This window comes from Streptomyces sp. 2114.4, assembly GCF_900187385.1.
GTDB classification, from domain to species: Bacteria; Actinomycetota; Actinomycetes; order Streptomycetales; family Streptomycetaceae; genus Streptomyces; species Streptomyces mooreae.
The window spans coordinates 3595756-3619667 of the sequence record NZ_FYEY01000001.1; the positions used below are offsets into that span (position 1 = coordinate 3595756).

Annotated in this window: 21 protein-coding genes and 1 pseudogene; 10 read left to right on the forward strand and 12 right to left on the reverse strand. The window is 70.5% G+C overall.

Annotation, left to right across the window (positions count from 1 at the left end; all coding sequences use genetic code 11):
- Window positions 1-123: 123 nt before the first annotated feature.
- Complete coding sequence (locus tag CFW40_RS15695; RefSeq protein ID WP_256331455.1) at window positions 124-660, reverse strand: cupin domain-containing protein; 537 nt, start codon at window positions 658-660, stop codon at window positions 124-126.
- A gap of 158 nt (window positions 661-818) precedes the next feature.
- Window positions 819-1493 carry a TIGR03086 family metal-binding protein gene (locus CFW40_RS15700; RefSeq protein WP_088798498.1) on the reverse strand — a complete coding sequence of 225 codons (675 nt, stop codon included), beginning with the start codon at window positions 1491-1493 and terminating at the stop codon, window positions 819-821.
- Between the two features lie 104 nt (window positions 1494-1597).
- Here CFW40_RS15700 and CFW40_RS15705 point away from each other — a divergent pair, with 104 nt between their 5' ends.
- Complete coding sequence (locus tag CFW40_RS15705) at window positions 1598-2449, forward strand: helix-turn-helix domain-containing protein (protein WP_088798499.1); 852 nt, start codon at window positions 1598-1600, stop codon at window positions 2447-2449.
- A gap of 71 nt (window positions 2450-2520) precedes the next feature.
- Here CFW40_RS15705 and CFW40_RS15710 read toward each other — a convergent pair whose 3' ends face one another.
- Window positions 2521-3171, reverse strand: coding sequence for a TetR family transcriptional regulator (locus CFW40_RS15710; RefSeq protein WP_256331454.1), 651 nt, complete (start codon window positions 3169-3171; stop codon window positions 2521-2523).
- Window positions 3172-3394: 223 nt separating this feature from the next.
- Here CFW40_RS15710 and CFW40_RS15715 point away from each other — a divergent pair, with 223 nt between their 5' ends.
- Window positions 3395-5101 (forward strand): FAD-dependent monooxygenase, encoded by a 1707-nt coding sequence (locus CFW40_RS15715; protein WP_088798500.1) that lies wholly within the window; start codon window positions 3395-3397, stop codon window positions 5099-5101.
- Here CFW40_RS15715 and CFW40_RS15720 read toward each other — a convergent pair.
- Window positions 5058-5798, reverse strand: coding sequence for an AAA family ATPase (locus tag CFW40_RS15720; RefSeq protein ID WP_088798501.1), 741 nt, complete (start codon window positions 5796-5798; stop codon window positions 5058-5060). The two genes, CFW40_RS15715 and CFW40_RS15720, sit on opposite strands and share 44 nt — an antisense overlap.
- A gap of 213 nt (window positions 5799-6011) precedes the next feature.
- Here CFW40_RS15720 and CFW40_RS15725 point away from each other — a divergent pair, with 213 nt between their 5' ends.
- Together CFW40_RS15725 and CFW40_RS15730 are read left to right on the forward strand one after the other, a co-directional pair.
- Complete coding sequence (locus CFW40_RS15725) at window positions 6012-6347, forward strand: YnfA family protein (protein ID WP_088798502.1); 336 nt, start codon at window positions 6012-6014, stop codon at window positions 6345-6347.
- A gap of 91 nt (window positions 6348-6438) precedes the next feature.
- A complete protein-coding gene (locus CFW40_RS15730; protein ID WP_088798503.1) occupies window positions 6439-7197 on the forward strand; it encodes an SDR family oxidoreductase in 759 nt (252 codons plus the stop codon).
- A gap of 379 nt (window positions 7198-7576) precedes the next feature.
- On the opposite strand, the gene CFW40_RS15735 is transcribed toward CFW40_RS15730, so the two are convergent.
- A complete protein-coding gene (locus tag CFW40_RS15735; protein ID WP_088798504.1) occupies window positions 7577-7807 on the reverse strand; it encodes a type A2 lantipeptide in 231 nt (76 codons plus the stop codon).
- Window positions 7808-8427: 620 nt separating this feature from the next.
- The gene (locus CFW40_RS15740; RefSeq protein WP_256331453.1) at window positions 8428-8793 is read right to left on the reverse strand and encodes a hypothetical protein; all 366 of its coding nucleotides are present in this window, start codon (window positions 8791-8793) and stop codon (window positions 8428-8430) included.
- 400 nt (window positions 8794-9193) lie between these two features.
- Between CFW40_RS15740 and CFW40_RS15745 the strand changes: the two genes are divergently transcribed.
- A complete protein-coding gene (locus CFW40_RS15745; protein ID WP_218136800.1) occupies window positions 9194-10552 on the forward strand; it encodes a serine hydrolase in 1359 nt (452 codons plus the stop codon).
- Window positions 10553-10980: 428 nt separating this feature from the next.
- Here the strand turns inward: CFW40_RS15745 and CFW40_RS15750 are convergent.
- The 3 genes and pseudogenes from CFW40_RS15750 to CFW40_RS15760 form a co-directional block, all read right to left on the reverse strand.
- Window positions 10981-11194: pseudogene (locus CFW40_RS15750) on the reverse strand (RtcB family protein); the annotation flags it as partial.
- Between the two features lie 134 nt (window positions 11195-11328).
- Entirely contained in the window at window positions 11329-12282 is a 954-nt protein-coding gene (locus CFW40_RS15755) for a hypothetical protein (protein ID WP_256331452.1), read from the reverse strand.
- Window positions 12283-12912: 630 nt separating this feature from the next.
- A complete protein-coding gene (locus CFW40_RS15760; protein ID WP_088798506.1) occupies window positions 12913-14106 on the reverse strand; it encodes an RtcB family protein in 1194 nt (397 codons plus the stop codon).
- 162 nt (window positions 14107-14268) lie between these two features.
- On the opposite strand from CFW40_RS15760, the gene CFW40_RS15765 reads away from it, so the two are divergent.
- The 3 genes from CFW40_RS15765 to CFW40_RS15775 all read left to right on the forward strand — a co-directional run bounded on the left by CFW40_RS15765 (window position 14269) and on the right by CFW40_RS15775 (window position 17666).
- Complete coding sequence (locus tag CFW40_RS15765; protein WP_088798507.1) at window positions 14269-15219, forward strand: hypothetical protein; 951 nt, start codon at window positions 14269-14271, stop codon at window positions 15217-15219.
- 226 nt (window positions 15220-15445) lie between these two features.
- Complete coding sequence (locus CFW40_RS15770) at window positions 15446-16189, forward strand: DUF3558 family protein (RefSeq protein ID WP_088798508.1); 744 nt, start codon at window positions 15446-15448, stop codon at window positions 16187-16189.
- A gap of 148 nt (window positions 16190-16337) precedes the next feature.
- Window positions 16338-17666, forward strand: a complete 1329-nt coding sequence (locus CFW40_RS15775; protein WP_088798509.1) for a DUF2637 domain-containing protein — start codon at window positions 16338-16340, stop codon at window positions 17664-17666.
- A 720-nt stretch (window positions 17667-18386) separates the two neighbouring features.
- Here the strand turns inward: CFW40_RS15775 and CFW40_RS15780 are convergent.
- Together CFW40_RS15780 and lysS are read right to left on the reverse strand one after the other, a co-directional pair.
- A complete protein-coding gene (locus CFW40_RS15780; protein WP_088798510.1) occupies window positions 18387-18614 on the reverse strand; it encodes a hypothetical protein in 228 nt (75 codons plus the stop codon).
- 134 nt (window positions 18615-18748) lie between these two features.
- Entirely contained in the window at window positions 18749-20473 is a 1725-nt protein-coding gene (gene lysS / locus CFW40_RS15785) for a lysine--tRNA ligase (RefSeq protein WP_088798511.1), read from the reverse strand.
- Window positions 20474-20667: 194 nt separating this feature from the next.
- On the opposite strand from lysS, the gene argS reads away from it, so the two are divergent.
- Window positions 20668-22431 (forward strand): arginine--tRNA ligase, encoded by a 1764-nt coding sequence (gene argS / locus CFW40_RS15790; protein ID WP_088798512.1) that lies wholly within the window; start codon window positions 20668-20670, stop codon window positions 22429-22431.
- A gap of 254 nt (window positions 22432-22685) precedes the next feature.
- The gene (gene bla, locus CFW40_RS15795) at window positions 22686-23645 is read left to right on the forward strand and encodes a class A beta-lactamase (RefSeq protein WP_088798513.1); all 960 of its coding nucleotides are present in this window, start codon (window positions 22686-22688) and stop codon (window positions 23643-23645) included.
- 78 nt (window positions 23646-23723) lie between these two features.
- Here bla and CFW40_RS15800 read toward each other — a convergent pair whose 3' ends face one another.
- The gene (locus CFW40_RS15800) at window positions 23724-23909 is read right to left on the reverse strand and encodes a CsbD family protein (RefSeq protein ID WP_088798514.1); all 186 of its coding nucleotides are present in this window, start codon (window positions 23907-23909) and stop codon (window positions 23724-23726) included.
- Window positions 23910-23912: the final 3 nt, after the last annotated feature.

The following is a 23912-nucleotide window of genomic DNA, read 5'->3' on the forward strand; positions in this document are numbered from 1 at the left end:
TGGGCGGGTCCGCCGTGGGCGGGTCCGTCATGGGCGGGTCCGTCATGGGCGGGTCCGTCATGGGCGGGTCCGCCGTGGGCGTGGACAGTTCGGTCACGGTCGGGTCCGTCGTGGACCGTTCGGTCACGGTCGGCTCAGGGCGGCGATCCGCGCTGCCTCCCGGGGGAAGCGCGCGGCCAGTTCGGCGGCGTCCCCGTGCTCGTAGTCCTCGAAGGTGAAACCCGGCGCCATCGTGCAGCCGAAGAGCGTCCAGGAGCCGCCGTCGGCGACCTCGGCGGCCATCCACGTACCGGCCGGCACCGTGAACTGGACGTGCTGCCCGCCGAGCACGTCCGGTCCGAGGATGACCGTACGGGCACCGCCGTCTTCCGGGAGCAGGAACAGGGCGAGCGGATCACCTCGGTAGAAGTGCCAGATCTCGTCGGTGGGCAGCCGGTGCAGGGCGGAGAAATCGCCCGGCTCGGCGGTCAGCAGCATCACGATCGCCGAGCCCTCGGGCCGTCCGTCGGCACGCTCGGGGCCCGCCCAGGTACGCCGGAACCGCCCGCCTTCACGGGGCAGCGGCGCCAGCCCGTAGAAATGGATCAGCGCCTCGGGGAGCCGGTCAGAGGGCAGCGGCTGCTCGTCCGTGCTCTGCTCACCCGTCCGCTGCTCGTCCATCCGCGGCTGCCTCCCCTCGGTCTGTCGGCTGCCGGCTGCCGGGTCGTGGACCAGGCTAGGGGCGAGGGCCATCCGGTGCGGTCCCATTCGAGCCAGGTGGCCGAGCACGGGCGGCGGCGTTGGCCGGCCAGAGGGGTTGCCCGGCGGCCGACGGCCCGTCAGCCGGCCGTCCAATACGGGTCGCGGCCGGTCTCCGCCAGCAGCACGTCGAGCGCGGAGGCGCCGGACGGGACGGGGAACGGGTCGCCGAAGACGTTCATCTTCCGGGCCGTCGGGGCCATCCGTGCGACCAGCGTCCGCAGCTCGGCCACGCACCCGGCGGCCGGCGCGTACGGCAGGCCGGTCGCCCGCGCCGCGTCCCAGGCGTGCACCGTCAGATCCAGCAGCACCATCGCGCCGACGGTCCGTGCCGGCAGGTTCATGCCGCCGGTCAGGCCGTCCTCCGCGCCCGGCGCCGCCCACGCCTCGACCAGCCGCGCCGTCTCGTCCGCGAACCGGTCGGGCCACCGCGCGCCGTATTCGCCGAGCCGGTCGGGGGTGGTGCTGAAATCGACGTCCTTCTTGGCGGCCAGCGTCTGAAAGGCGACGACCACGTGGAAGAGGTGGTTGAGCAGCGCCCGCAGGTCGTACTCGGCGCACGGTGTGGGCAGTGCCAGCTGGTCGTCGCGTACCCCGCGCAGTACGGGGAGCGCCGCATGGGCCGCCGCTTCGAGCAGCGCACTGATCGGTGAGGGCGCAGGGGCCGGTGGGGGCGCAGGGGCTGGTGAGGCCGCGGGGGTCGGTCCTGTTTCCTTCGCGGGTGTTTCATCCGGAATGTCTTGCATGTCGGTCATGGCGATGACGCTACGGGCCGCGGCCGGGGGCGGCTTGAAAAAATGCGACAGCCCGCACGACCGGGCACCCGGCAGCCCGTTCCGGCACCCCCTAAAATCCAGGCATGGCCGCTCCACGGCGCGATACCCGGGGCATCGTCGACGCCCCCGGACTCTTCACGCGGGTGCAGTTCCGCCGCCGCACCCCCGCCGCGCCGCTGCGCCCCTATGTCGAGCACTACTGGCTGATCGACTGGGATCTGTCCGAGCCGTATGCCACGCATGTCGTTCCGCACCCCTGCGTGAACCTCGTCTTCCAGCGGTACGCCGACCGGCCCGGTTTCGGTGAGGTCGCGGGCGTCGGGCTGGAGCTGTTCGCGCAGAAGCTGACGGGGCGCGGGCGGGTGTGCGGGGTGCAGTTCCGGCCCGGCGGGTTCCGGCCGTTCACCCCGGAGCGGCCCGCCACGGACTGGACGGACCGCCGGTTGCCGCTGGCAACGGTGTTCGGGGCCTCCGGTACCGCGGCCGCCGACACCGCTGCCCCTGACACCGCGGCTCCCGTCGCCGCGGCCGCCGTGCTGGAGCCGGACGACGAGGACGCGCGGGTAGCCGCGCTCGACGCGTTTCTGATCCCCCGCGTGCGGGCCGGGCCCCGGATCCTCGCTCAGACCGACCTCGCCATGGGACTGGCCGATCGGATCCGCACGGACCGCACGATCCGCCGGGTCGCGGACTTCGCGCAGGCCGAGGGCATGTCCGTACGGGCCCTGCAGCGGCTGTTCGCCGGATACGTCGGGGTCAGCCCCAAGTGGGTACTGCTGCGCTACCGGGTGCACGAGGCCCTGGAGCGCGCCGCGTCCGACGCGGAGGTCGACTGGGCCGCGCTCGCCGCCGAACTGGGCTACAGCGATCAGGCGCATCTGATCCGCGACATCAGCGCCACCGTCGGCGTCTCTCCCACCGCCTACGCCCGCTGACTTTGACCACCGCCGGGGCCACCAGAGCTGTTCGGCGTTCAGGGCTGTCGGACGTCATAGCCCTTGGAGCATCAGGGCTGTTCGGCCGTCAGATAGCGCTGGACGGTGGGGGCCAGCCAGGCGACGAGCTCGTCGTGGCTGAGGTTCACGGCCGGCGGGATGTGCAGCACATAGCGGCACAGCGCCATGCCGAGTATCTGGGAGGCGATCAGCGCGGCACGGGTCGGCGCCTCGTCGGGCACCGGGCAGACCGCGGCCAGGACCGGCTTGATCTGTTCGGCGAACACGCCTCGCATCCGCTGCGCGCCCGCCTCGTTGGTGACGCCGACGCGCATCATGCCGGTCAGCGTCTCATCGCACTCCCAGCGCTCCAGGAAGTGGCGCACGAGCCGGGCGCCGGCCTCGTCGCGCGGTACGTGGGTGAGGTCCGGGGCGTGCACCTCGATCTCGGAGGCGGCCGCGAAAAGACCGGCCTTGTTGCCGTAGTAGCGCATCACCATCGACGGGTCGATGTCCGCGTCCCGGGCGATGGAGCGGATGGTGGCGCGCTCATAGCCGTCCGCGGCGAAGCGGTCCCGGGCGGCGGCCAGGATCGCGGCGCGCGTCGCGGCGGAGCGGCGGGGGCGGGCGGGGTCCGCCGGGCCGTCGGGCGCTGCAGGGGCTGCAGGCGTGACGGGCGCGGCGGGCGTGGCATCGGCGGCGAAGGGAGCGTGTTCGGCCATGTCAACAACTGTAGGCCAACACCTGTTGACACACCAGATCCGCTCGCCTTACGCTTGCCAACAAGCGTTGACCAACATGCGTTGGCATGGCTGCAGGCATAGGCATCAGCCGGCACAGACATCAACAGGCACAGACACCCGCACAGGCACGGCGCAGAAGCAGAAACAGGCACAGGAATAGACGAAGGCATAGGCATAGGCACAGGCGCAGGAGGCGGAAGCCATGGATGCCAGGAACCAGAAGCCCGGTCACGACGGCCACGACCGCCATGACGGCCACGGCCACGCCTCCCCCAGGACGAACGAGGCACGGACCGCACACGACCGGACGTACCACGGCCGGAAGGCCCGCGATCGGACGCCCCGCGATACGGACGTCATCGTCGTAGGCGCGGGCCCGACCGGCCTGCTGCTCGCCGGGGACCTCGCCGAGGCGGGCCTGGGTGTCACGCTCCTGGAGCGCCGTCCCGCCACGATCAGCAATCTCACCCGAGCCCTGGCGGTCCATGCCCGCACCCTTGAGCAACTGGACGCCCGGGACCTCGCCGACGAGCTGGTCGCCGGCGGCCACCGGGTCCCCGCCATCCGCCTGTTCGGGGACGCCACCTTCGATGCGACCCGGCTCCGCTCCCGCTTCCCGTTCGTGCTGATCACCCCGCAGTTCGAGGTGGAGCGGCTGCTGGAGCGGCGGGCCCGCCGGGCCGGGGTCGTCTTCCGCTACGACTCCGAAGTGCTCGGCCTCGATCAGGACGCCGACGGCGTGACCATGCGCTTCCGTACCGCCGACGGCCTCGGCAGCATCCGCGCCGCCTACGCCGTCGGCACCGATGGCGTCCGCAGCACCGTCCGCGAAGCCCTCGGCCTGCCGTTCCCCGGCAAGTCCGTGATCCGCTCCCTGGTGCTCGCCGACGTCCGGCTGAGCCGGGAGCCCTCGTCCCCCTTCACCGTCGCCGCCAACGACGACGCCTTCGCCCTGGTCGGCTCGTTCGGCGACGGCTGGTACCGCGTCATCGGCTGGAACCGCCACCGCCAGGCCGACGACGACGCGCCCGTCGGTCTCGACGAGGTCCACGAGTTCACCCGGCTCGCCCTCGGCAGTGATGACGATGTCCCCGAAGTCCGCTGGGTCTCTCGCTTCCACAGTGACGAGCGCCAGGTGCCCCGCTACCGCGTGGGCCGCGTGTTCCTCGCCGGCGACGCCGCGCATGTCCACTCCCCCGCCGGCGGCCAGGGCATGAACACCGGCCTCCAGGACGCCGCCAACCTCAGCTGGAAGCTCGCCGCCGTGCTCCGGGGCCACTCCCCCGACAGCCTGCTGGACAGCTATCAGACCGAGCGCCACCCGGTGGGCAGGCAGGTGCTGCGCAGCAGCGGCGCCCTCATCCGGCTCGCCCTGCTGCACACCGCCCCCGGACGCGCTGTCCGCACGCTGGCGGCCCGGCTCGTCAACCACCTGCGGCCGCTGTCCGGCCACGCGATCCGCCTCGTCTCCGGCATCGGCATCGCCTACCCGGCCGGGCCCGGCGCCCACCCCCTCGCCGGCCGGCGCGCCCCCGACATCCACCTGGCTGACGGCAGCCGCCTCTACGCCCTCCTCCGCCAGGGGACGTTCGTCCTCCTCACCCCCGCCGACGAGCCCGGCATCCCCCACACTCCCCCGTCCAAGGAGGACTCCCCCCGGCCCGCCGCCGGCCGTGTCATCACCGCCTCCTGGCGCAGCGGCCGCCGCACGGCGCTGCTCGTCCGCCCCGACGGCTATATCGCCTGGGCCACCGACGCCACGGCCCCCGCCGCACGCGCCGCGGCGCTACGCTCCGCCCTCCTCCACTGGACCGGCGCCGCGCCCGAGGACGGCGACTCCATAGGCACCGGCCGGCCCGCCTCCCTCACCCCTCCAGCACATGCCGCAGATACGCCCGGGGATTGTTGAGATAGCGCCGCCAGTGGTCGACCAGCCCCAGCTCCGCCCACTCCACGCTCCGCATCCCGTGCTCGCCGACCTCCACGATCGCCGCGCCGGGCAGCGCCGTCAGCAGCGGCGAGTGCGTGGCGCAGACGATCTGCGCGCCACCGCTCCCCAACTCGTCCATCAGCCCGACCAGCTCCAGACAGGAGGAGAAGGACAGGGCCGCCTCGGGCTCGTCCATCACATACAGGCCCTGCTGCGAGAACCGCTCGCGGAAGGCCATCAAGAAGCCCTCCCCGTGGCTCATCTCCTCCGGGGACCGGGACAGCCGGCTCGACCTCCGCTCCCCGTTCAGCGCCTCCAGCGCCGTCTCGGCCCGTAGGAAGAACCCCCGCCGGCGGACCCGCGGTCCGCGCACCATCCGGCGCCCCTCCCGCGTCGGATCGAACCGCATCAGACCGCCGAGCAGCGACGCCTCCCGCGAACTCGCGTACTTGTAGCCCGCCGAGCCGCCGTACGAATCCAGTCCGAAGCCTTCCGCCAGCGCCTCGGCCAGCGTCGACTTGCCCGAACCGTTCTCCCCCACCAGAAAAGTGACCGGAGCGCGGAAGGCCAGCCCCTCGTCGGCCAGCTGGCGCACACACGGCACCGTCCAGGGCCAGCCGTCCCCGGCCGTCCCCTCCCCCTCGGGAACGTCCACGTAAGCCCGTTCGATCAGCATGCCCCGAAGCTCTCACACCCCACCGACAGCCGCCGCTCACCGCACCCCGAAGCCCCCCTGACCGACCCCGACGAACCCCCGCCCGGCACTGGAGGCCTCCTGCCCGACCCTGAGAACCCCCGCCCGGCCCTGAATGACCCCCCGCCCGCCCCGTCGAACCCCACCCGGAGCCCGCCCGGCCGGAGCAGGCCCCTCGTTCCGTAGGCTTCACGCATGCTGTTCGTCCGCTCCGCCGCCCTCTTCGTCGTCGCCGCCCTCTTCGAAATCGGCGGCGCCTGGCTGGTCTGGCAGGGCGTCCGCGAACACAAGGGCTGGGTCTGGATCGGCGCCGGAGTGATCGCGCTCGGGGCGTACGGCTGGGTGGCCACGTTCCAGCCGGACGCCGCGTTCGGCCGGATCCTCGCCGCGTACGGCGGTGTCTTCGTCGCCGGATCGCTGGCGTGGGGCGCGATCGCCGACGGCTACCGACCCGACCGCTGGGATGTGACCGGCGCACTGATCTGCCTGGCCGGAATGGCAGTGATCATGTACGCCCCCAGGGGCCGCTGAGGCCACGGGGCCCCTGCATATCCTGGCCGCAGACGCCCTCCCCCCGAGCCCTTGTGCAGCAGGGGGACCCCATCACCCCGAGGAGAGTGCCATGACCGCCGAGGTCCGTACCGCCGTCGTCACCGGAGCGAGCAGCGGCATCGGCGCCGCCACCGCGCGGGCCCTGGCCGCTGCCGGCTACCGCGTGGTGCTCACCGCCCGCCGCAAGGACCGCATCGAAGCGCTCGCCGCCGAGCTGCCGGACGCCGAGGCCTACGCCCTCGATGTCACCGACCGCGCCGCCGTCGACGCCTTCGCGGCCGACCTCGGCCGCTACCCCTCCGTCGACGTCCTGGTCAACAACGCCGGCGGGGCCTACGGCGCGGAGCCGGTCGCCACCGGCGACCCCGCCGACTGGCGCGCGATGTACGAGGTCAATGTGCTGGGCGTGCTCCACATGACCCAGGCGCTGCTGCCCGCCCTCACCGCCTCCGGCGAGGGCACCGTCGTCGTGCTCTCCTCCACCGCCGGCCATGGCACCTACGAGGGCGGCGGCGGTTATGTCGCCGCCAAGCACGGCGCCCATGTCATCGCCGAAACCCTCCGCCTGGAGCTGTGCGGCGAGCCGGTGCGCGTCATCGAGGTCGCCCCGGGCATGGTCAAGACCGACGAGTTCGCCACCACCCGCTTCCGTGGCGACAGCGCCAAGGCGGCCAAGGTCTACGAGGGCGTCGACCAGCCGCTGAACGCGGACGATGTCGCCGACACCATCACCTGGGCGATCACCCGCCCCGCCCACGTCAACATCGACCTGCTGGTGGTCCGCCCCCGCGCCCAGGCCTCCAACTCCAAGGTCCACCGCACCACCTGAGACACGCCGGCCTGCCCCACGTCAGACACGTGCCCCACCCGGGGCAGGCGCCACGTCAGACACGTGCCCCACCCGGGGCAGGCGCCACGTCAGACACACCCCACGCAGACACGGGCGGCCCGGCGGCATACGAAGAGCGGCCCGGCGCACACTGCGCCGGACCGCCCCGGGACTGAGCCCTCACAGGCCACTCAGCCCGCTCCGTCCCTCAGCCGCCCGGCTCTTCACACACCACCTGCTGGAGCCTGGCGACGACCTCGACCATTGCGACGATCCCTGGAGACCGCCCGGCCCGCCCGGCCCGTGATCACCCCACCGGCATGCGGATGGACCGGCAGGGCGAGTGCTGTGGACCAGGGTTCACCGGGTGAATGTGGCGTCAGATGCCGGCGCCGCCGGAAAACCCTGCATGGCCCGAGACGGGGCCGAGCTGACCGCTCACGCCGCCGGAGACCGAGCCGCCCAGAGCAGGCAGCGCAGGCAGGGTGGGCAGGGCGGATTCTCCGCCGCCCACCAGGTTTTCGGCTCCGAGAATTCCGCCGGAGACGTTGTCCAGTTCGCTGTCGGCGATCTCGTGAGCCTCGTTCTGGGGCATGGAGTCCTTACGCATGGCTGGCCCTTCCCTTGGTGGTTCGCGGTGATCAATGAGCGGTATCGGCCGGCCCGGCGGCACGCTGCTCCTGCCGGTTTTACGACCCCTGATACCCGGAAGCGGATGTGCAACTTCCGATTGATGCGAGATCAAACCACGTCCACGGCTGCCCGACTACCCCGACCCGTCCGTCATTTCTGCAGACGGTCCGGTATCGCACGGTGTCGGCCGGCGGAATTTCCGACGGGATGGTGACGACTCCTTCACGTACTTTTCGCCGACCAGGGATTGTCGAGAGGTACTGGCAGTGCCGCGCGAAGGACATATCAACCCCCGGAGCACGCACACCCTCTGTGAAACGGGAGGCGGCAGCGAGTACGTGCCCATTCTGCGAAGAGAATGCGCAGGGTGGGCCGTGCCGCACCGCCCCGCCCGTGCCGGACGAGTGACCGCCCGCCGCCGACGAGCAGGCCAAGGCGACCGCGGACCGGCGGCATGAATGACTGGCCACCAGTGGCTGATCCGGGTGGCGGCGAGAGGCGTCCGGTGCGTGGTGGGCGTGGCCGAGCCCCGGTATCCGGGACGGCGAGCGGGCGCCGGCGGCCCGGCCACGCCTGTGAACTCCGGTCGGATTGCGGTCAGAGGCGGCGTACCCGCGCAGCGATCCCATGACCGAGCAGAAGGTAAATCACGGCAGGCAGGCCGTAATTGAGGAAAACCCGCAGGCCTTCGAGCTTCATGGTGAAGATGTCCTGAGACCAGCCGGCGAGGAAGTCGGCCATACCGTGCACGAAGCCGACGAAGACGTTTCCCTGGTTTGCCTCGAGCAGGTACAGCAGGATCCAGAGGCCCAGAAATCCTGCCGCGATGTCCGCGAGTGTATGAATGATCAATGCTGCCCGGTTTGCCCCGGTGCCATCCTGGTTACGCCCATAGGCGCCCCCGTTATGGCCATAGGGCTGGTAGGTGTCGTGTGCGGGTATGGGGTCATGGGGATTGCTCATGACCTCCTTGCTTGCCTCGCGCGGATACCCGAAACCTCTTTCAAACCTGCGATTTCATATCGGTTCCGGATCTTGGAACATGCGTCGGCCCTTACCGCCGCACCTCGCTTCTTGCTCCCGCGGCTTTCAGTTCCGAAGAAAGACGCATAAGCGATGCTTTCCGATAAGGCGAGTGCGCCGCCCCTTCGGCAGCCACAGTTCCGGTAGTCACAGTTCCGCCAACTGCGCTTCAGGCATGCACACTTCGGGCTCGTAGGTGCCTGACAAATGTCATCAGTGTTGATGAGACAGCTCGTTCTGCGGGGGGACTCCGGAGACGACGGCCGGTCGAGAGAATCGACGCGACCAAGATCACATGCGTGATCGGCCGCATTAGCAGGAAGTTGTGACGGGAGAAGACATGTCCCTGCCCTACCCGGCCCGCCGTCGTCGTGTACGAATCGCCGGCACCACCACGGCCGTGATGCTCTCACTGGTGGCAGCGGCGGTACCGGCCCAGGCCGCAACGGCCCCCGCGCCCGGCGCCCATGCCACCGCAGGTACGACGGCCCACCCGGGCCGTCTCGACCACAAAGCACTGGACGAAAAGCTGGCAGCACTACCTAGAGCGGGTATGTACGGTGCCTACGCGGCCGTCCGGGAGGGCCGGGACGAATGGCGGGGTGCGGCCGGTGTCGCCGACATCGCCACCAACCGCCCCGTCGGGCCGCGGATGCAGCAGCGCGTGGGCAGCCTCACCAAGGCGTTCACCTCCGTCGCCGTGCTGCAACAGGCCGGCGCGGGCCGGATCGATCTGGACGCCCCTCTTGCCCGTTACCTGCCCGACCTCATCCCCGGTGAACGCGGTCGGAAGATCACCGTCCGGATGCTGCTCAACCACACCAGCGGCATCGCCGACTACATCCCTGGTGCCTTTCCCTCCCTCCTCAAGGGGAGTACCGAGAGCATCGACGCCAACCGTTACCGCCACTTCGCCCCCGAGGAGCTCGCACGCTTAGGCCTGCAGGCGGCGCCGACGGGCGAGCCCGGCGAGAAGTGGTCTTACTCGAACACCAATTACGTCATCGCGGGCATGCTGCTTCAGAAGGTCACCGGCGAGGATCCGCAGGGGTACATCACCCGCGAGGTCATCCGCAAGGCCGGGCTGAAGCACACCTACTTCCCGGCCTCCGCACGGATATCCGGGCCGCATTCCAAGATGTACGAATCCTTCTACGGACTGGTCGACCCGGCCCGTGACTACAGCACGTACGACATGTCCTGGGCCGGTACCGCCGGGGCGCTGGTATCGACGGTGGAGGACGTGAACGACTTCTATCGGGCGCTGCTGACCGGCGAACTGCTCGCCCCCGCCGAACTCCGCCAGATGCAGACCACCGTCGAGTCCAAGGACGGAGAGGGCAATCTGCTGTCGCGCTACGGCCTCGGCATTGAGGCGATCGACACCGTGTGCGGGCGCTTCTGGGGACACACCGGCTCCGTGTGGGGCGCCGAGACGGTGACGTACTCGACGCCCGACGGCAAGCGCCAGATGACGTTCGGGCTCAACCGGACCAAGTACCAGCAGCTCGATGCGACGGGCCACATCAAGCCGGGCCCGATAGACGCCGCGACCTGGGCCTTCGAGGCGAAGGCGATGTGCGACCGCGACGTGCCCGCCGAGCCGCGGCGGTTCGCGCACCCGGCCGCGCCGAAGGCCCTCGAAGGGCGGTCCGCCCCGCTCACCCGTCCGCTGGCTCCGCTGCCGCCGGGGCGCTGACCCGGGACGTCCGCCGGCTTCCGTACTCCACCGGCGGTTTGAGGGTCATGGTGGCGACGGCGCAGGACGGCGAGTGCCCTGGGGGCCCGTGCGCGCAGTCAGACGTGCTTCGGTACGCGCCTCACCGCGGAACACCTGCGCCGTGTGCCACCTGATGTGCACGAGGGGCGATCCGCGCACTGCCGTGCCGCGGTCCGGTGAGGGACCTCCCCACCCCACACAACGGCACGAACCCACCCCGATCACGACGACGGCCGGCACAACCCCAACGGAGTCGTACCGGCCGTCGCCACGAAGGCCCGAGCGGTCCGCCAACAGTGCCCGCATCCCATCCGGAGCCTGCCCCATCCGGAGCCTGCCCCATCCGGAGCCTGCCCCATCCGGGGCTTGTCCCATCCGGGGCCTGCTGATCGCGTGGACTGCTGCGCTCAGCCCTTCACGCAGACGACCTGCTTGAGCCTGGCGACGACCTCGACCAGGTCCCGCTGCTGGTCGATGACCTTCTCGATCGGCTTGCAGGCACCCGGGATCTCGTCCACCACACCGGAGTCCTTACGGCACTCCACGCCCCGCGTCTGGTCCGCCATGTCCTGGGTGGAGAACCGCTTCTTGGCGCGAACGTTGACCACGGCGGCCACAGCCAGATGCCGGAGCCGGACGACATGGAGTTCCCATCGGCGCCCGTTCGGCTACTGGCCCGGTCCCGGCAGACGAAACTCGGTCCCGGGATGCAGCGCGGTGAGCGCGCGTGCCAAGCGGGAGTTTGACGACAGGGCCTATCCCTCCATGCACCAGGCGCCGCACTCTTCCTGGGTACCGGGGAAGAGTTCAATGCGGAGGTCGCCGCCGTCCTGGATGACGTAGGTGGGACCGGTTCGGTAGGTCCAGCCGAGAGGGAGCAGGTAGTAGCGGCCGTTGCGTTCAATGAGGCGGCGGAGGCCGGTGTATTGGTAGCGGTAGTGGGCCTTGGCGCCCAGGTCCTTCACCTCCAGGCCGGGCCCGGACAGGCTCAGGCGGTCGGTACTCAGGAGGACGACGGCGGGGTGGCGGATGAGATTGGCAGCGGTCCGCCGGGCCTCCTGCTCGCCCAGTGCGCCGGTGGCCAGGCTGAGCCCCCACATCACCAGCAGGCCGGCCGTGAAGACCGGTACCGCCCGACTCCACGTTCTGGACGGGGCTGCGGCATCCCCGTCAGTGGCCCGACTTTGGGCCCATGGGCTCTGGCCGAGGAGTACGCCAACCCCCAACAGGAGTGGTGCCGTCCATCTGAAGCCACCGAGCCAGGGCCAGAGAAGCAGGAGGGCCAGGCCAGATCCGACAATGGAGAAGTGTGCCCGGGCGACGGCTCGCAGGGCGCTCTCCAACATGCGTATGAGGCGTTGCCGGCCATCCTCGTCGGTGTCCGATTGTGTGGTGGGGGGCGGGGTCGTAGCCAGGTGGCGGGCTACCAGAACGGCGAGAACGCAGACGATCGCCGTCGGGACGGTGACGACACTCAGGCTCTGGATTGCCATCTCCGCGAAGCCGAGGCCGAGGCTGAAGGAGTCCAGGCGGAAGTAGCTGTAGTAGGCCGTCATATAGACCGCACCCAGGAAGTACATGATGGCCACGACGAAGGATGCCTGGGCGACGACGATGCCGAGGAGGCCGGCCGCCGTGCGTTCCTCACGGGCTGGTGCGGAAGGCGCTGCGGGTGGCGCGGAGGGCGGGGGCGCCGGGTTGTCGCTCATGTGCCGGACGGGGACGGGCAGGTCTCGCTCGGGGAAGGGGTGTCCTCCGGGGACGCCGAGCCCGCCGCTTCGGCCGACTCGGACGGTGACTGCGAGCCGTCGGCGGGCGGGCAGGTCTCATCGCCCGTTCCGTCACGGCCGCCCCCGACGGTCCCATCACCTCCGTCGGTGCCACCGCTCGGATCCACGCCACCACCCGCAGGAGGTCTGCCATGCCCCTTGGGCGGGATCTTGACCGGCGGCACCGGGTCACCGCCGTAACTGGGTCCGCCATGGCCGGTGCCACCGTTCGTGGGGTCATCCCCCTGCGCACCACCACTGGACGGTTCTTCGCCTGACGCGCCTCCCGGCGCCCCGCCGGACCCCACGCCACCCACCGCCTCACCCACCGTTGGGGAGGAGCCGGACGATGACGCCGGCCGTTCGGATCCAGATCCCCCCGAACTTCCGCGTGCGCAACCTGCCGCGACGATGAGCGCTCCGGCGACAGCGACGATGCGTAAGACATATCTGTTCGCGTACGTTTCTCGGCATCCCATCGCTGTCAGCTCCCCCTCCGCTACTGGGTGTGTAGAGAACGACGCCCGCCGACCGGTCCCAGTTCCCGTGGACCGGGTGAAGTGCTGGAGCTCAGCCCTTGACGCAGACGACCTGCTTGAGCTTGGCGACGACCTCGACCAGGTCCCGCTGCTGGTCGATGACCTTCTCGATCGGCTTGTAGGCGCCCGGGATCTCGTCCACCACACCGGAGTCCTTACGGCACTCCACGCCCCGCGTCTGGTCCTCCAGGTCCTGGGTGGAGAACCGCTTCTTGGCGGCGTTCCGGCTCATCTTGCGGCCGGCGCCGTGGGAGGCGGAGTTGAAGGACGCGGCGTTGCCCAGGCCCCTGACGATGTACGAGCCGGTGCCCATCGAGCCCGGAATGATGCCGTACTCGCCGCTGCCCGCCCGGATCGCGCCCTTACGGGTCACCAGCAGATCCATGCCGTCGTACCGCTCCTCCGCCACATAGTTGTGGTGGCAGGAGATCACCGGCTCGAAGGTCGGCTTGGCCTTCTTGAACTCCTTGCGGACGACGTCCTGGAAGAGCGCCATCATCACGGCCCGGTTGTGCTTGGCGTACTCCTGCGCCCAGAACAGGTCGTTGCGGTACGCCGCCATCGGCGGGGTGTCCGCGATGAAGACGGCGAGATCGCGGTCGACCAGGCCCTGGTTGTGCGGCAGTTTCTGTGCCTGTCCCATGTGGAACTCGGCGAGCTCCTTGCCGATGTTCCGGGAGCCGGAGTGCAGCATCAGCCACACCGCGCCGGTGTCGTCGAGGCAGAACTCGATGAAGTGGTTGCCGCTTCCCAGCGAACCCATCTGCTTCGTGGCGCGTTCCTGACGGAACTTGACCGCATCGGCCACCCCGTCGAACCGCGACCAGAAGTCGCCCCACCCCGCCGTCGGGTAGCCGTGCAGCCGTCCCGGGTCGACCGGATCGTCGTGCATCCCGCGCCCCACCGGAATCGCCTGCTCGATCTTCGAACGGAGCCGGGAGAGATCACCGGGCAGATCATCGGCGGTGAGCGAGGTCTTCACCGCGCTCATCCCGCAGCCGATGTCCACCCCGACCGCCGCCGGGCAGACCGCGCCGTGCATGGCGATCACCGAGCCGACGGTGGCGCCCTTGCCGTAATGGACATCCGGCATCACGGCCAGGCCCTTGATCCACGGCAGGGTGGCGACATTGCGCAGCTGCTGCATCGCGACGCCCTCGACCGTGGCCGGATCCGTCCACATCCGGATCGGCACCTGGGCGCCGGGCACCTCGACGTACGGCATAACTTCCTCATTCCCCCGAACTTATGAAAAACGCAAAAGCCGGACAATTTATCCGATCTTGGACGGCGAACCGGCGTTTGCGGCAAGACGTGCGATAGACATTGTGTCCATCGGCCGCCAACCGGCGGCAACCGCATTTCGTAGGGGAAGGAGCCGCGAGCGATGCCACGGAAACCGTTCGTACCCGGTGCCGCACTGGTGGTGGCCGCGGCGCTGGCCGCCGGCCTCACCGGCTGCAGCGGCGACTCCAGCCCTGACGGCGGCGCCGCCGACGCCAAGAGCGGCGACGCCTCCTCCTCCAGCCAGGCCGCCGAGCCCGGCCGCTACCAGACCCTCCCGGAGGCCTGCGGCCTGCCCTCGCGCAAGGCCATCCGCAGCATGCTCCCCGGCGACGGCCAGGACCTGTCGGACGCCGAGGCCCGGAAGATCTACGGCGGCGTGGCCGACATCACCTACGACACCGACCGCCGGGTCGGCTGCCGCTGGACCCGCGAGACCACCGCGGGCACCCGCCACCTGGGCCTGGACATCCAGCGCGTGGTCTCGTACGACGCCGCCACCAGCGATGAGGACAAGGCGCAGGGGATCTACGACAAGAAGAAGCTGGCCGCGCAGATACCGTCCGGCGGCGCCGGCTCCCCCTCGCCCGCCGCCCCGTCCCCGTCGTCCACCCCCAAGGGCAAGGACAAGGGCGAAGGAACCGTCACCAACAGCACGAAGGAAAAGGACGCCACGGGCGGGAGCGCCGCAGGCGCGAGCACCCCGGGCGGTAGCGCCACGCAGAAGTCGGGCAAGGCCCCGTCCGGCAGCCCCTCGCAGGCATCCGACCCCAGTGCGGACCCCAGCACGGATCCGAGCACGGACCCCAGCGGCTCCACCGCCCCGCGCGTCCTGGACGACCTCGGCGACGCGGCGTTCCTCAATGACAAATTGGTCACAGCGGACTCCGGCGTGCACCGCGATGTCACTGTGGTCTTTCGCACGTCGAACGTCATCGTGCAGCTCACTTACGACCAGTGGTCCACGGACAAGTCGATGTTGCCGGACAGCCAGGAACTGCAGGACAAGGCCCGTTCCCTGGCCACCGAGCTCTCCGACAGCCTCAGCGAATAGCCCGGATCGAGCCCCTTGCCCGAGTCGCCGGACAAGAGGCGGAAACGCCCGATGTAAGTGTTGCGCTCATCGACATGAATCGGTCAGCCACCTCGCCGCGCCGCGTACCGTGCCGTCTAGCCCTGCCCCGTACGCGAGGCGGGGCGGGCCCCACGGCCACCACCACGGCCGCACCCGCCGACCGCCGACCCGGCGGACCGGCCCGACGACGAACAGCGAAGGAACCATGCACCGTTCAGCCAAGCGCCTCGCCAGCCTCCTCACCTGCGCAGCAGTACCGGTGCTGCTCGTCGCCGGCTGCTCCGGCTCGGACAGCGACAGCTCCGGTGACGCCTCCTCCTCCGCCTCCAAGAGCGCGGCCAAGCCCTCGCCGACCGTCGCGCCCGCCAAGTACAAGAATCTGCCGAACCCGTGCGAGCTGTTCTCCAAGGACAGCATCAAGAAGATGCTGCCCAAGGTGAAGAACGCCTCCGGGGACCGGGGCAAGTCCACGGACAACGCCTCCCACGGCACCTGCTCCTGGACCAGCGCGGACGAGAAGGGCGTCGACGGCACCCAGTGGCGCTGGCTGGACACCAACCTGCAGCGCTACGACTCCGACCCGGGCGTCGGCAGCGGCGAAAAGCGCGCCACGGACTTCTACACCAAGCAGATATCCGAGGCGAAGGCCACCAAGGGCGCCAAGAAGCTCGAGGCCGTCCAGACCTCCGGCACCGGCGACGAGGCCACCGCGATCACCTACGACGTGAAGCGGGACGGCACCAACTTCAAGAACACCACCCTCGTCGCCCGCGCCTCCAACATCGTCGTGTCGATCAACTACAACGGCGCGGGCCTGGCGGGTGCGGACGCCCCCAAGACCGCCGACCTGCTCAAGCAGGTGCAGGCCGCCGCCAAGGAGGCGGTCACCGCCGTCACCAAGACCGACTCCAAGGCCGACCCCAAGTCCGGCTCCAAGGCCAAGGGCTGACCGCACCGCTGCCGCCCGGGCCCCCGTCGGCCCGGGCGCCGGGCCACCTCCCAGACCTTCACCCGGCTCCGTCCGTACCGGCACACGCCCGCGCGCGGCCATGTGCCAGGCTGTCGCCCGCAACAGACCGACTGGGAGGGGTCCTCGGGTGGCCGCGCCACTGAAGCTGACACGCACGCACCGGATACTCATCGGAGTGGTCATCGCCGGCGCGGTGGTGATCGCCGGCATCGGCTTCGCCGGCTCCTACGCGGCCGTGCGGGAACTGGCCCTCAAGAAGGGCTTCGGCACCTTCGCCTACTTCTTCCCCCTCGGCATCGACGCGGGCATCTGCGTCCTGCTCGCGCTGGATCTGCTGCTGACCTGGATCCGCATGCCGTTCCCGCTGCTGCGGCAGACGGCCTGGCTGCTGACGGTCGCCACCGTGGCGTTCAACGCCGCGGCCGCGTCCGACCCCCTGGGCATGGGCATGCACGCCGTCATCCCGGTGCTGTTCGTCGTCACCGTCGAGGCCGCCCGGCACGCCGTCGGGCGGATCGCCGACATCACGGCGGACAAGCACATGGAGGGTGTGCGGATCACGCGCTGGCTGCTGGCGCCCGTCCCGACGTTCCTGTTGTGGCGGCGGATGAAGCTGTGGGAGCTGCGGTCGTACGACGCGGTGATCAAGCTGGAGCAGGAACGGCTCGTGTACCAGGCACGCCTGCGGTCGCGGTTCGGGCGGGGCTGGCGCCGTAAGGCTCCCGTGGAGTCCCTGATGCCGCTGCGGCTCGCCCGGTTCGGGGTGCCGCTGGCCCAGACCGCTCCCGCGGGGCTGGCCGCCGCGGGCATCGAACCGCAGCTGCTGCCGGCGCCCCCGCGGGCCGCGACACGCGCCGTGGAGCCGAAGGCCCAGGAGCCGTCCGAGCCCCAGGCGCCGGTCGGGGCCCACGAGTCGGTCGACACCCAGGCGCCGGTCGAGGCCCACGAACCGACCGGGGCCGAGGACCTGCCGAACCAGTGGTTCGCGGCACCGCAGCAGGTGGCCTACCAGGGCGACTACGACCCGACGTTCGTCCCGGAGCAGGAGCACCAGCCCTCGTACGACGCGCAGCAGCCCTCGTACGACGCACACCAGCAGGCACCAGCACACGAGCAGGCCCCCGTACCGCCGCCGCGCACCCCGGAGCCCGGCCCCCAGGTCCCGGTGCCGAACGGCGCGGGCGGAACGCGCCCGCTCGGCACGGGCACCCCGGAGGCGGCCCCGCAGCCCGCTCCCGCACCGGCACAGGCACCGGCCGCAGCCCCGACCGACGAGGACCTGTACCAGGTGTTCCGCCACTCGATAGAGGGCGAAGGCATGCCCACACCGGGCGCCTTCGCGGCCAACCTGGATGCCCAGTACGGAATCCGCCTGCGGTCACGGGAGTTGAACCGCTACATGGACCAGTTCAGCGACCGCCTCAACGCGGAGCTGATGGACGAGCACATCGCGTGACGCACCCGCCGGGTACCTTGCCATCCGGGTGTCCGGTGCACGGCAGCAGGTCAGACCCCTTGCCGTATCCCGCCCGGTGGCGAAGTCCTTGAGCGGAAACCAGAATGGAAGGGGGTTGCCGACGAGCGATCACTTGCCCCCGCGCGAGGAGTGACGCTTCGTCTTAGGCAAGGCAGCACTCTCTCCTCATGACGACGCCTCGCTCCCGTGGCCAGCAGCGGCTGGTCGAAGCCGAGCGGAATCAGCGAGTTTTGAGGTGACAGTATGTTCCGAATCATCACGCAACTACTTCTGGCCGCAGCCGTTTCCACGTCGATCGCGCTAGGTGCGGCACCTGCGGCGTCAGCGAGCGCGCCCGGCAACGCAGCGGCCTCAGCATCGCAACTGCCCGGCGCACCCTGCCCCGATGTCCCCGGCCGCGACTGCACGTGCCCCCCGAATGACCCGAGCGGACAGGGAACGGAAAATCCGGGCTGCACCGCATACCCGTGGCTTCGTTCATGAGCGGCGTATGCCGGCGGGTTCCGGAGGCAGTTGGCGAGGAGGCGGGTGGCGGGCAATCGCTCATGGACATCGAGGAGAAGCGACAGCACTGACGTGACCGCGAACGTGGAACGGCCGGCCGTCCGTCGGGAGGACCGGCCGCCGAGGCAGGTGCCCGAACCGCTGTGCCTGCGCGGCGTCGGCGTCGGCCGCTCCGCCCCTCGCCGTCGAACGCCCCTAGACCGCCCCGGCCCCCGTCTGATTCCCCTGCTGTTTCGCCTTGCGCTTCTTGTCCGCGTCGCCCCATACGGCCAGCGCCGCACCGGCCGCGAAGAGGCCGGCATAGGCGTACGACGGCAGATCGAACCAGTGGGGCAGCAGCCCCCAGGCGTGGTCGAAGAAGACCTGTCCGATGAATCCCATGACGCCCTGGATCATGACGATGAAACCTAAGATTCCCCTCATGGCTCCAGCATGAAAGGTTCGGCCCCGGGAATCCTCGTTCCCGGGGCCGAACCCTTCTCATCCGTTCTCATCCGTCGGACGGAGACCACACCCAGGTGTCTACGACTCCCGGGCAATGGCCCTCCGACGGCCCGTCAGCCCCCGAGCAGCTTGCGCACCCGGTCCGCCCCCACGGCCAGCAGCAGCGTGGGCAGCCGCGGCCCGGTGTCCCGGCCGACCAGCAGCTGGTAGAGCAGGGCGAAGAAGGCACGCTGGGCGACCTTCAGCTCCGGCGTCGGCTTGGCGTCCGGCTCCAGGCCCGCCTGCACCTTCGGAACGCCGTAGACCAGGGTGGTCAGGCCGTCCAGCGACCAGTGCTCGTCCAGGCCGTCGAGCAGCAGCCGCAGCGAGCCCCGGGACTGCTCGTCGAGCGTGCCCAGCAGTTCCGCGTCGGGCTCGTCGCGGACGATGGTGCGCTGCTCGGCCGGGACCTGGGTGTTGATCCAGTACTCGGCCTTGGCGAGCCGCGGCCGGGTCTCGTCCAGCGAGGTGACCGGGTTGTCCGGGTCCAGTTCGCCGAGGATCCGGAGCGTCTGCTCGTCGTGGCCCGCGGTGATGTCCGCGACCGAGGCGAGCGTGCGGTACGGCAGCGGCCGCGGCGTGCGGGGCAGCTCACCGGCGGCGGTGCGGGCCGCACGGGCGTAGGCGGCGGCGTCGGCCGGCAGCGCGGTGCCGTCGGCGACCTTGGCCTCCAGCTTGTCCCACTCGTCGTAGAGCCGCTGGATCTCCTGGTCGAAGGCGATCTTGAAGGACTGGTTGGGCTTGCGGCGCGCGTACAGCCAGCGCAGCAGCGGCGCCTCCATGATCTTCAGCGCGTCACCCGGCGTCGGCACCCCGCCCCGCGAGGACGACATCTTGGCCATGCCGCTGATGCCGACGAAGGCGTACATGGGGCCGATGGGCTGGTCGCCGTCGAAGATCTGCCGGACGATCTGGCCGCCGACGACGAAGGACGAGCCCGGCGAGGAGTGGTCGACACCGGACGGCTCGAAGATCACGCCCTCGTAGGCCCACCGCATCGGCCAGTCGACCTTCCAGACCAGCTTGCCGCGGTTGAACTCGCTCAGCCGGACCGTTTCGCCGAAGCCGCACTCCGTGCAGGTGTAGGACAGCTCGGTGGTCTCGTCGTCGTACGAGGTGACCGTGGTCAGGTCCTTCTCGCACTGCCCGCAGTAGGGCTTGTACGGGAAGTAGCCGGCCGAGCCGCCGCTGCCGTCGTCCTCGGCGGCCGCGCCCGAGCCCTCGGCGGCCTCCAGCTCGGCCTCGTCGACCGGCTTCTGCGACTTCTTGGCCGGTGCCTTCTTCGTGCGGTACTGGCCGAGGATCGCGTCGATGTCCGCGCGGTGCTTCATCGCGTGCAGGATCTGCTCGCGGTAGGCACCGGCGGTGTACTGGTCGGTCTGGCTGATGCCGTCGTACTCGACGCCCAGCTCGGCCAGCGCCTCGGCCATGGCGGCCTTGAAGTGCTCCGCCCAGTTCGGGTACGCCGAACCGGCCGGGGCCGGCACCGCGGTCAGCGGCTTGCCGATGTGCTCGGCCCAGGAGTCGTCGACCCCCGGCACGCCGTTGGGGACCTTGCGGTAGCGGTCGTAGTCGTCCCAGGAGATGAGGTGACGGACCTCGTGGCCGCGGCGGCGGATCTCGTCGGCGACGAGGTGCGGGGTCATGACCTCGCGGAGGTTGCCGAGGTGGATCGGGCCGGACGGGCTCAGGCCCGAGGCGCAGACGACCGGTTTGCCCGGGGCGCGGCGCTCCGCCTCGGCAATGACCTCGTCCGCGAACCTGGAGACCCAGTCGGTCTCGGTGCTCTGCTGAGCCACGATCGGCCCTTCCTCTTCCTGGTGCTTCCTGATTGCGCCGTCTTGCGCGTGCGACGCACAAATGCCTGACGATGCCCATTGTCCCAGACGGAAAATCAGTGGTACTGCCGTGGGATACTCGTTGGCAAACCCTTTCCGCCCCTTTCCGCTCCGACGACACCTCCTCACCTCCCTCCGGAAGAGAGCTCTTCTCCATGGCCTCGGTCACTTCCCTCGCAGCCTCGGTTCACCAGCGCGTCGCGGACGCCCTCTCGGCAGCCCTGCCGGAGGCCGGCGCCGCGGACCCGCTGCTGCGCCGAAGCGACCGGGCGGATTTCCAGGCCAACGGCATGCTGGCGCTGGCCAAGAAGCTGGGGGGCAACCCGCGGGAGCTGGCGACCAAGGTCGTCGCGGAGATCGGCGAGAGCGACCTCCTCCAGGAGATCGAGGTCTCCGGCCCCGGCTTCCTCAACATCACGATCGCCGACCGGGCGATCACCGAGACGCTGGCCGCGCGCGCCGACGACGACCGGCTCGGCGTTCCGCTCAAGGAGCAGCCCGGCGTCACGGTCATCGACTACGCCCAGCCGAACGTCGCCAAGGAGATGCACGTCGGGCACCTGCGCTCGGCGGTCATCGGCGACGCCCTGCGCCACATCCTGGACTTCACCGGTGAGCAGACCATCGGCCGGCACCACATCGGCGACTGGGGCACCCAGTTCGGCATGCTCATCCAGTACCTGATCGAGAACCCCGGCGAGCTGGCCCCGGCGGCCGACGTCGACGGCGAGCAGGCGATGAGCAACCTCAACCGCGTCTACAAGGCCTCGCGCGCCGTCTTCGACTCCGACGAGCAGTTCAAGGAGCGGGCCCGCAAGCGGGTCGTGGCGCTCCAGTCCGGCGACGCGGAGACCCTTGACCTGTGGCAGCGGTTCGTGGACGAGTCGAAGGTCTACTTCTACTCGGTCTTCGAGAAGCTGGACATGGAGATCCGCGACGACGAGATCGTGGGCGAGTCCGCGTACAACGACATGATGGCCGAGACGGCGCGGCTGCTGGAGGAGTCGGGCGTCGCCGTCCGCTCCGAGGGCGCGCTGGTGGTCTTCTTCGACGAGATCCGCGGCAAGGACGACCAGCCGGTGCCGCTGATCGTGCAGAAGGCCGACGGCGGCTTCGGCTACGCGGCCTCCGATCTCTCCGCGATCCGCAACCGCGTCTTCGACCTGAAGGCGACGACGCTCCTGTACGTCGTCGACGTCCGCCAGTCGCTGCACTTCCGGATGGTCTTCGAGACGGCCCGCCGGGCGGGCTGGCTGAGCGACGACGTCACCGCGCACAACATGGGCTACGGCACGGTCCTCGGTGCGGACGGCAAGCCGTTCAAGACCCGTGCGGGCGAGACCGTGCGCCTGGAGGACCTGCTCGACGAGGCCGCCGAGCGGGCGACCACGGTGGTGCGCGAGAAGGGCGCGGCGGTCGGCCTGACCGAGCAGGAGATCACCGAGAACGGTGCGCAGGTGGGCATCGGCGCGGTGAAGTACGCGGACCTGTCGACGTCGCCGAGCCGCGACTACAAGTTCGACCTGGACCAGATGGTCTCGCTCAACGGCGACACCTCGGTGTACCTCCAGTACGCCTACGCCCGGATCCGGTCGATCTTCCGCAAGGCCGGTGACGCGTCCCCCGCGGCGCACCCGGAGCTGCTGCTGGCCCCGGCCGAGCGGGCGCTGGGCCTGCACCTCGACCAGTTCGGCGAGATCGTCGCCGAGGCCGCCGCGGCCTACGAGCCGCACAAGCTCGCCGCGTACCTCTACGGCCTCGCCTCGCTCTTCACGACCTTCTACGACCAGTGCCCGGTCCTGAAGGCCGAGGGCGGCCCGGACCAGATCGCGAACCGGCTGTTCCTGTGCGAGCTGACCGCCCGCACCCTCCACCAGGGCATGGCGCTGCTCGGCATCCGGACGCCCGAGCGGCTCTGACCCGAGCGGTTCCGGCCCGAGCGGTTCCGGCCCGAGCGGTTCCGGCCCGAGCGGTTCCGACCCGAGCGGTTCCGACCCGAGCGGTTCCGGCCCGAGTGGTTCCGGCTCAAGCGGCTCTGAGCGGTCCGCGTCGTCCGGCCGACGGCGCGGACCCGTGATCGCTTACTCTCCAGCCACTGCGGCCCCGTACACCCGACCCCCGTACCCGAGGTCGTGTACGGGGCCGTTCCGGTCTCCAGGGGAGGGCAACAGCCATGCACCACGTACCACGCACGACCGATCAGCCGGCCGCACCCGCGCCCACACCCGCGGCCGCCGCCCCGGCCCGGCGCGCCGCGCTGGGCGCCGGAGCCGGACTGCTGGCGGCAGGTCTCCTGGCGTCCGCCACCCCGACCGCGGCCGCCGCGCCGTCCCGCACCGCCGCCGATCCGCACCAGACGCTGCGCCGCCTGGAACGCGAACACCAAGCACGCGTCGGCGCGTTCGCCCACAACCTCACCACCGGCGCGAGGGTCGCCTACCGCGCCCACACCCGCGTCCCCCTCTGCTCGGTCTTCAAGACCCTCGCCGTAGGGGCGGTGCTGCGCGACCTCGACCACAACGGCGAGACACTGGCCCGCCGCATCCACTACACCCGCGCCGACCTCGTCGACAATTCACCCGTCACCGGCGCACACCTCGCCACCGGCATGACGATCGCCGGCCTGTGCGCCGCCGCCCTCCAGCGCAGCGACAACACGGCCGCCAACCTCCTGCTCCGCGAACTCGGCGGGCCGGCCGCCGTCACCGCCTTCGCCCGCTCCCTCGGCGACCGCACCACCCGCCTCGACCGCTGGGAGACGGAACTGAACTCGGCCGAGCCCTGGCGCAGGACGGACACCACCAGCCCCGCCGCCATCGCCCACACCTACACCCGGCTGCTCGTGGGCGACGCGCTCACGCCCGCGGACCGGGGCCGGCTGACGGCATGGATGAAGGCCAACGAGACCAACACGGACCGCTTCCGCGCCGCCCTGCCCAAGGACTGGGCCCTCGCCGACAAGACGGGCACGGGCTCGTACGGCACCGGCAACGACGTGGGCGTCGCCTGGACCCCGGACGGCACCCCGGTCGTGCTGGCCGTCCTGACGGGCAAGCCGGAGCAGGCCGCGGCCTGTGACGATGCGCTGATCGCGGACGTGACGAAGGTGCTCGCGCGGGCCGTGGCGGGCTGAGCGGACCGACCGGCCGGGCGGTTCAGGGGGGCGGGGGCGGGGGCCAGGGTTCAGGGCCGCGGTTCAGGAGCGACGCCCTCAGTGCTGCCAGGGCTTGCGCACCGCGTCCTTGACCTTCTCGCTCGCGTCCAGCCCGTGCCCGGCGGTCTTCTCGGCCTTGCCCTCGGCCTGCAGCTTGCGGTTGTGCGTGGCCCGGCCGACGACTTCCTTCATGGCGCCGATGACCTGCGCGCCCTTGGCCTGCATCTTGCGCTTGGCAGTCATGGT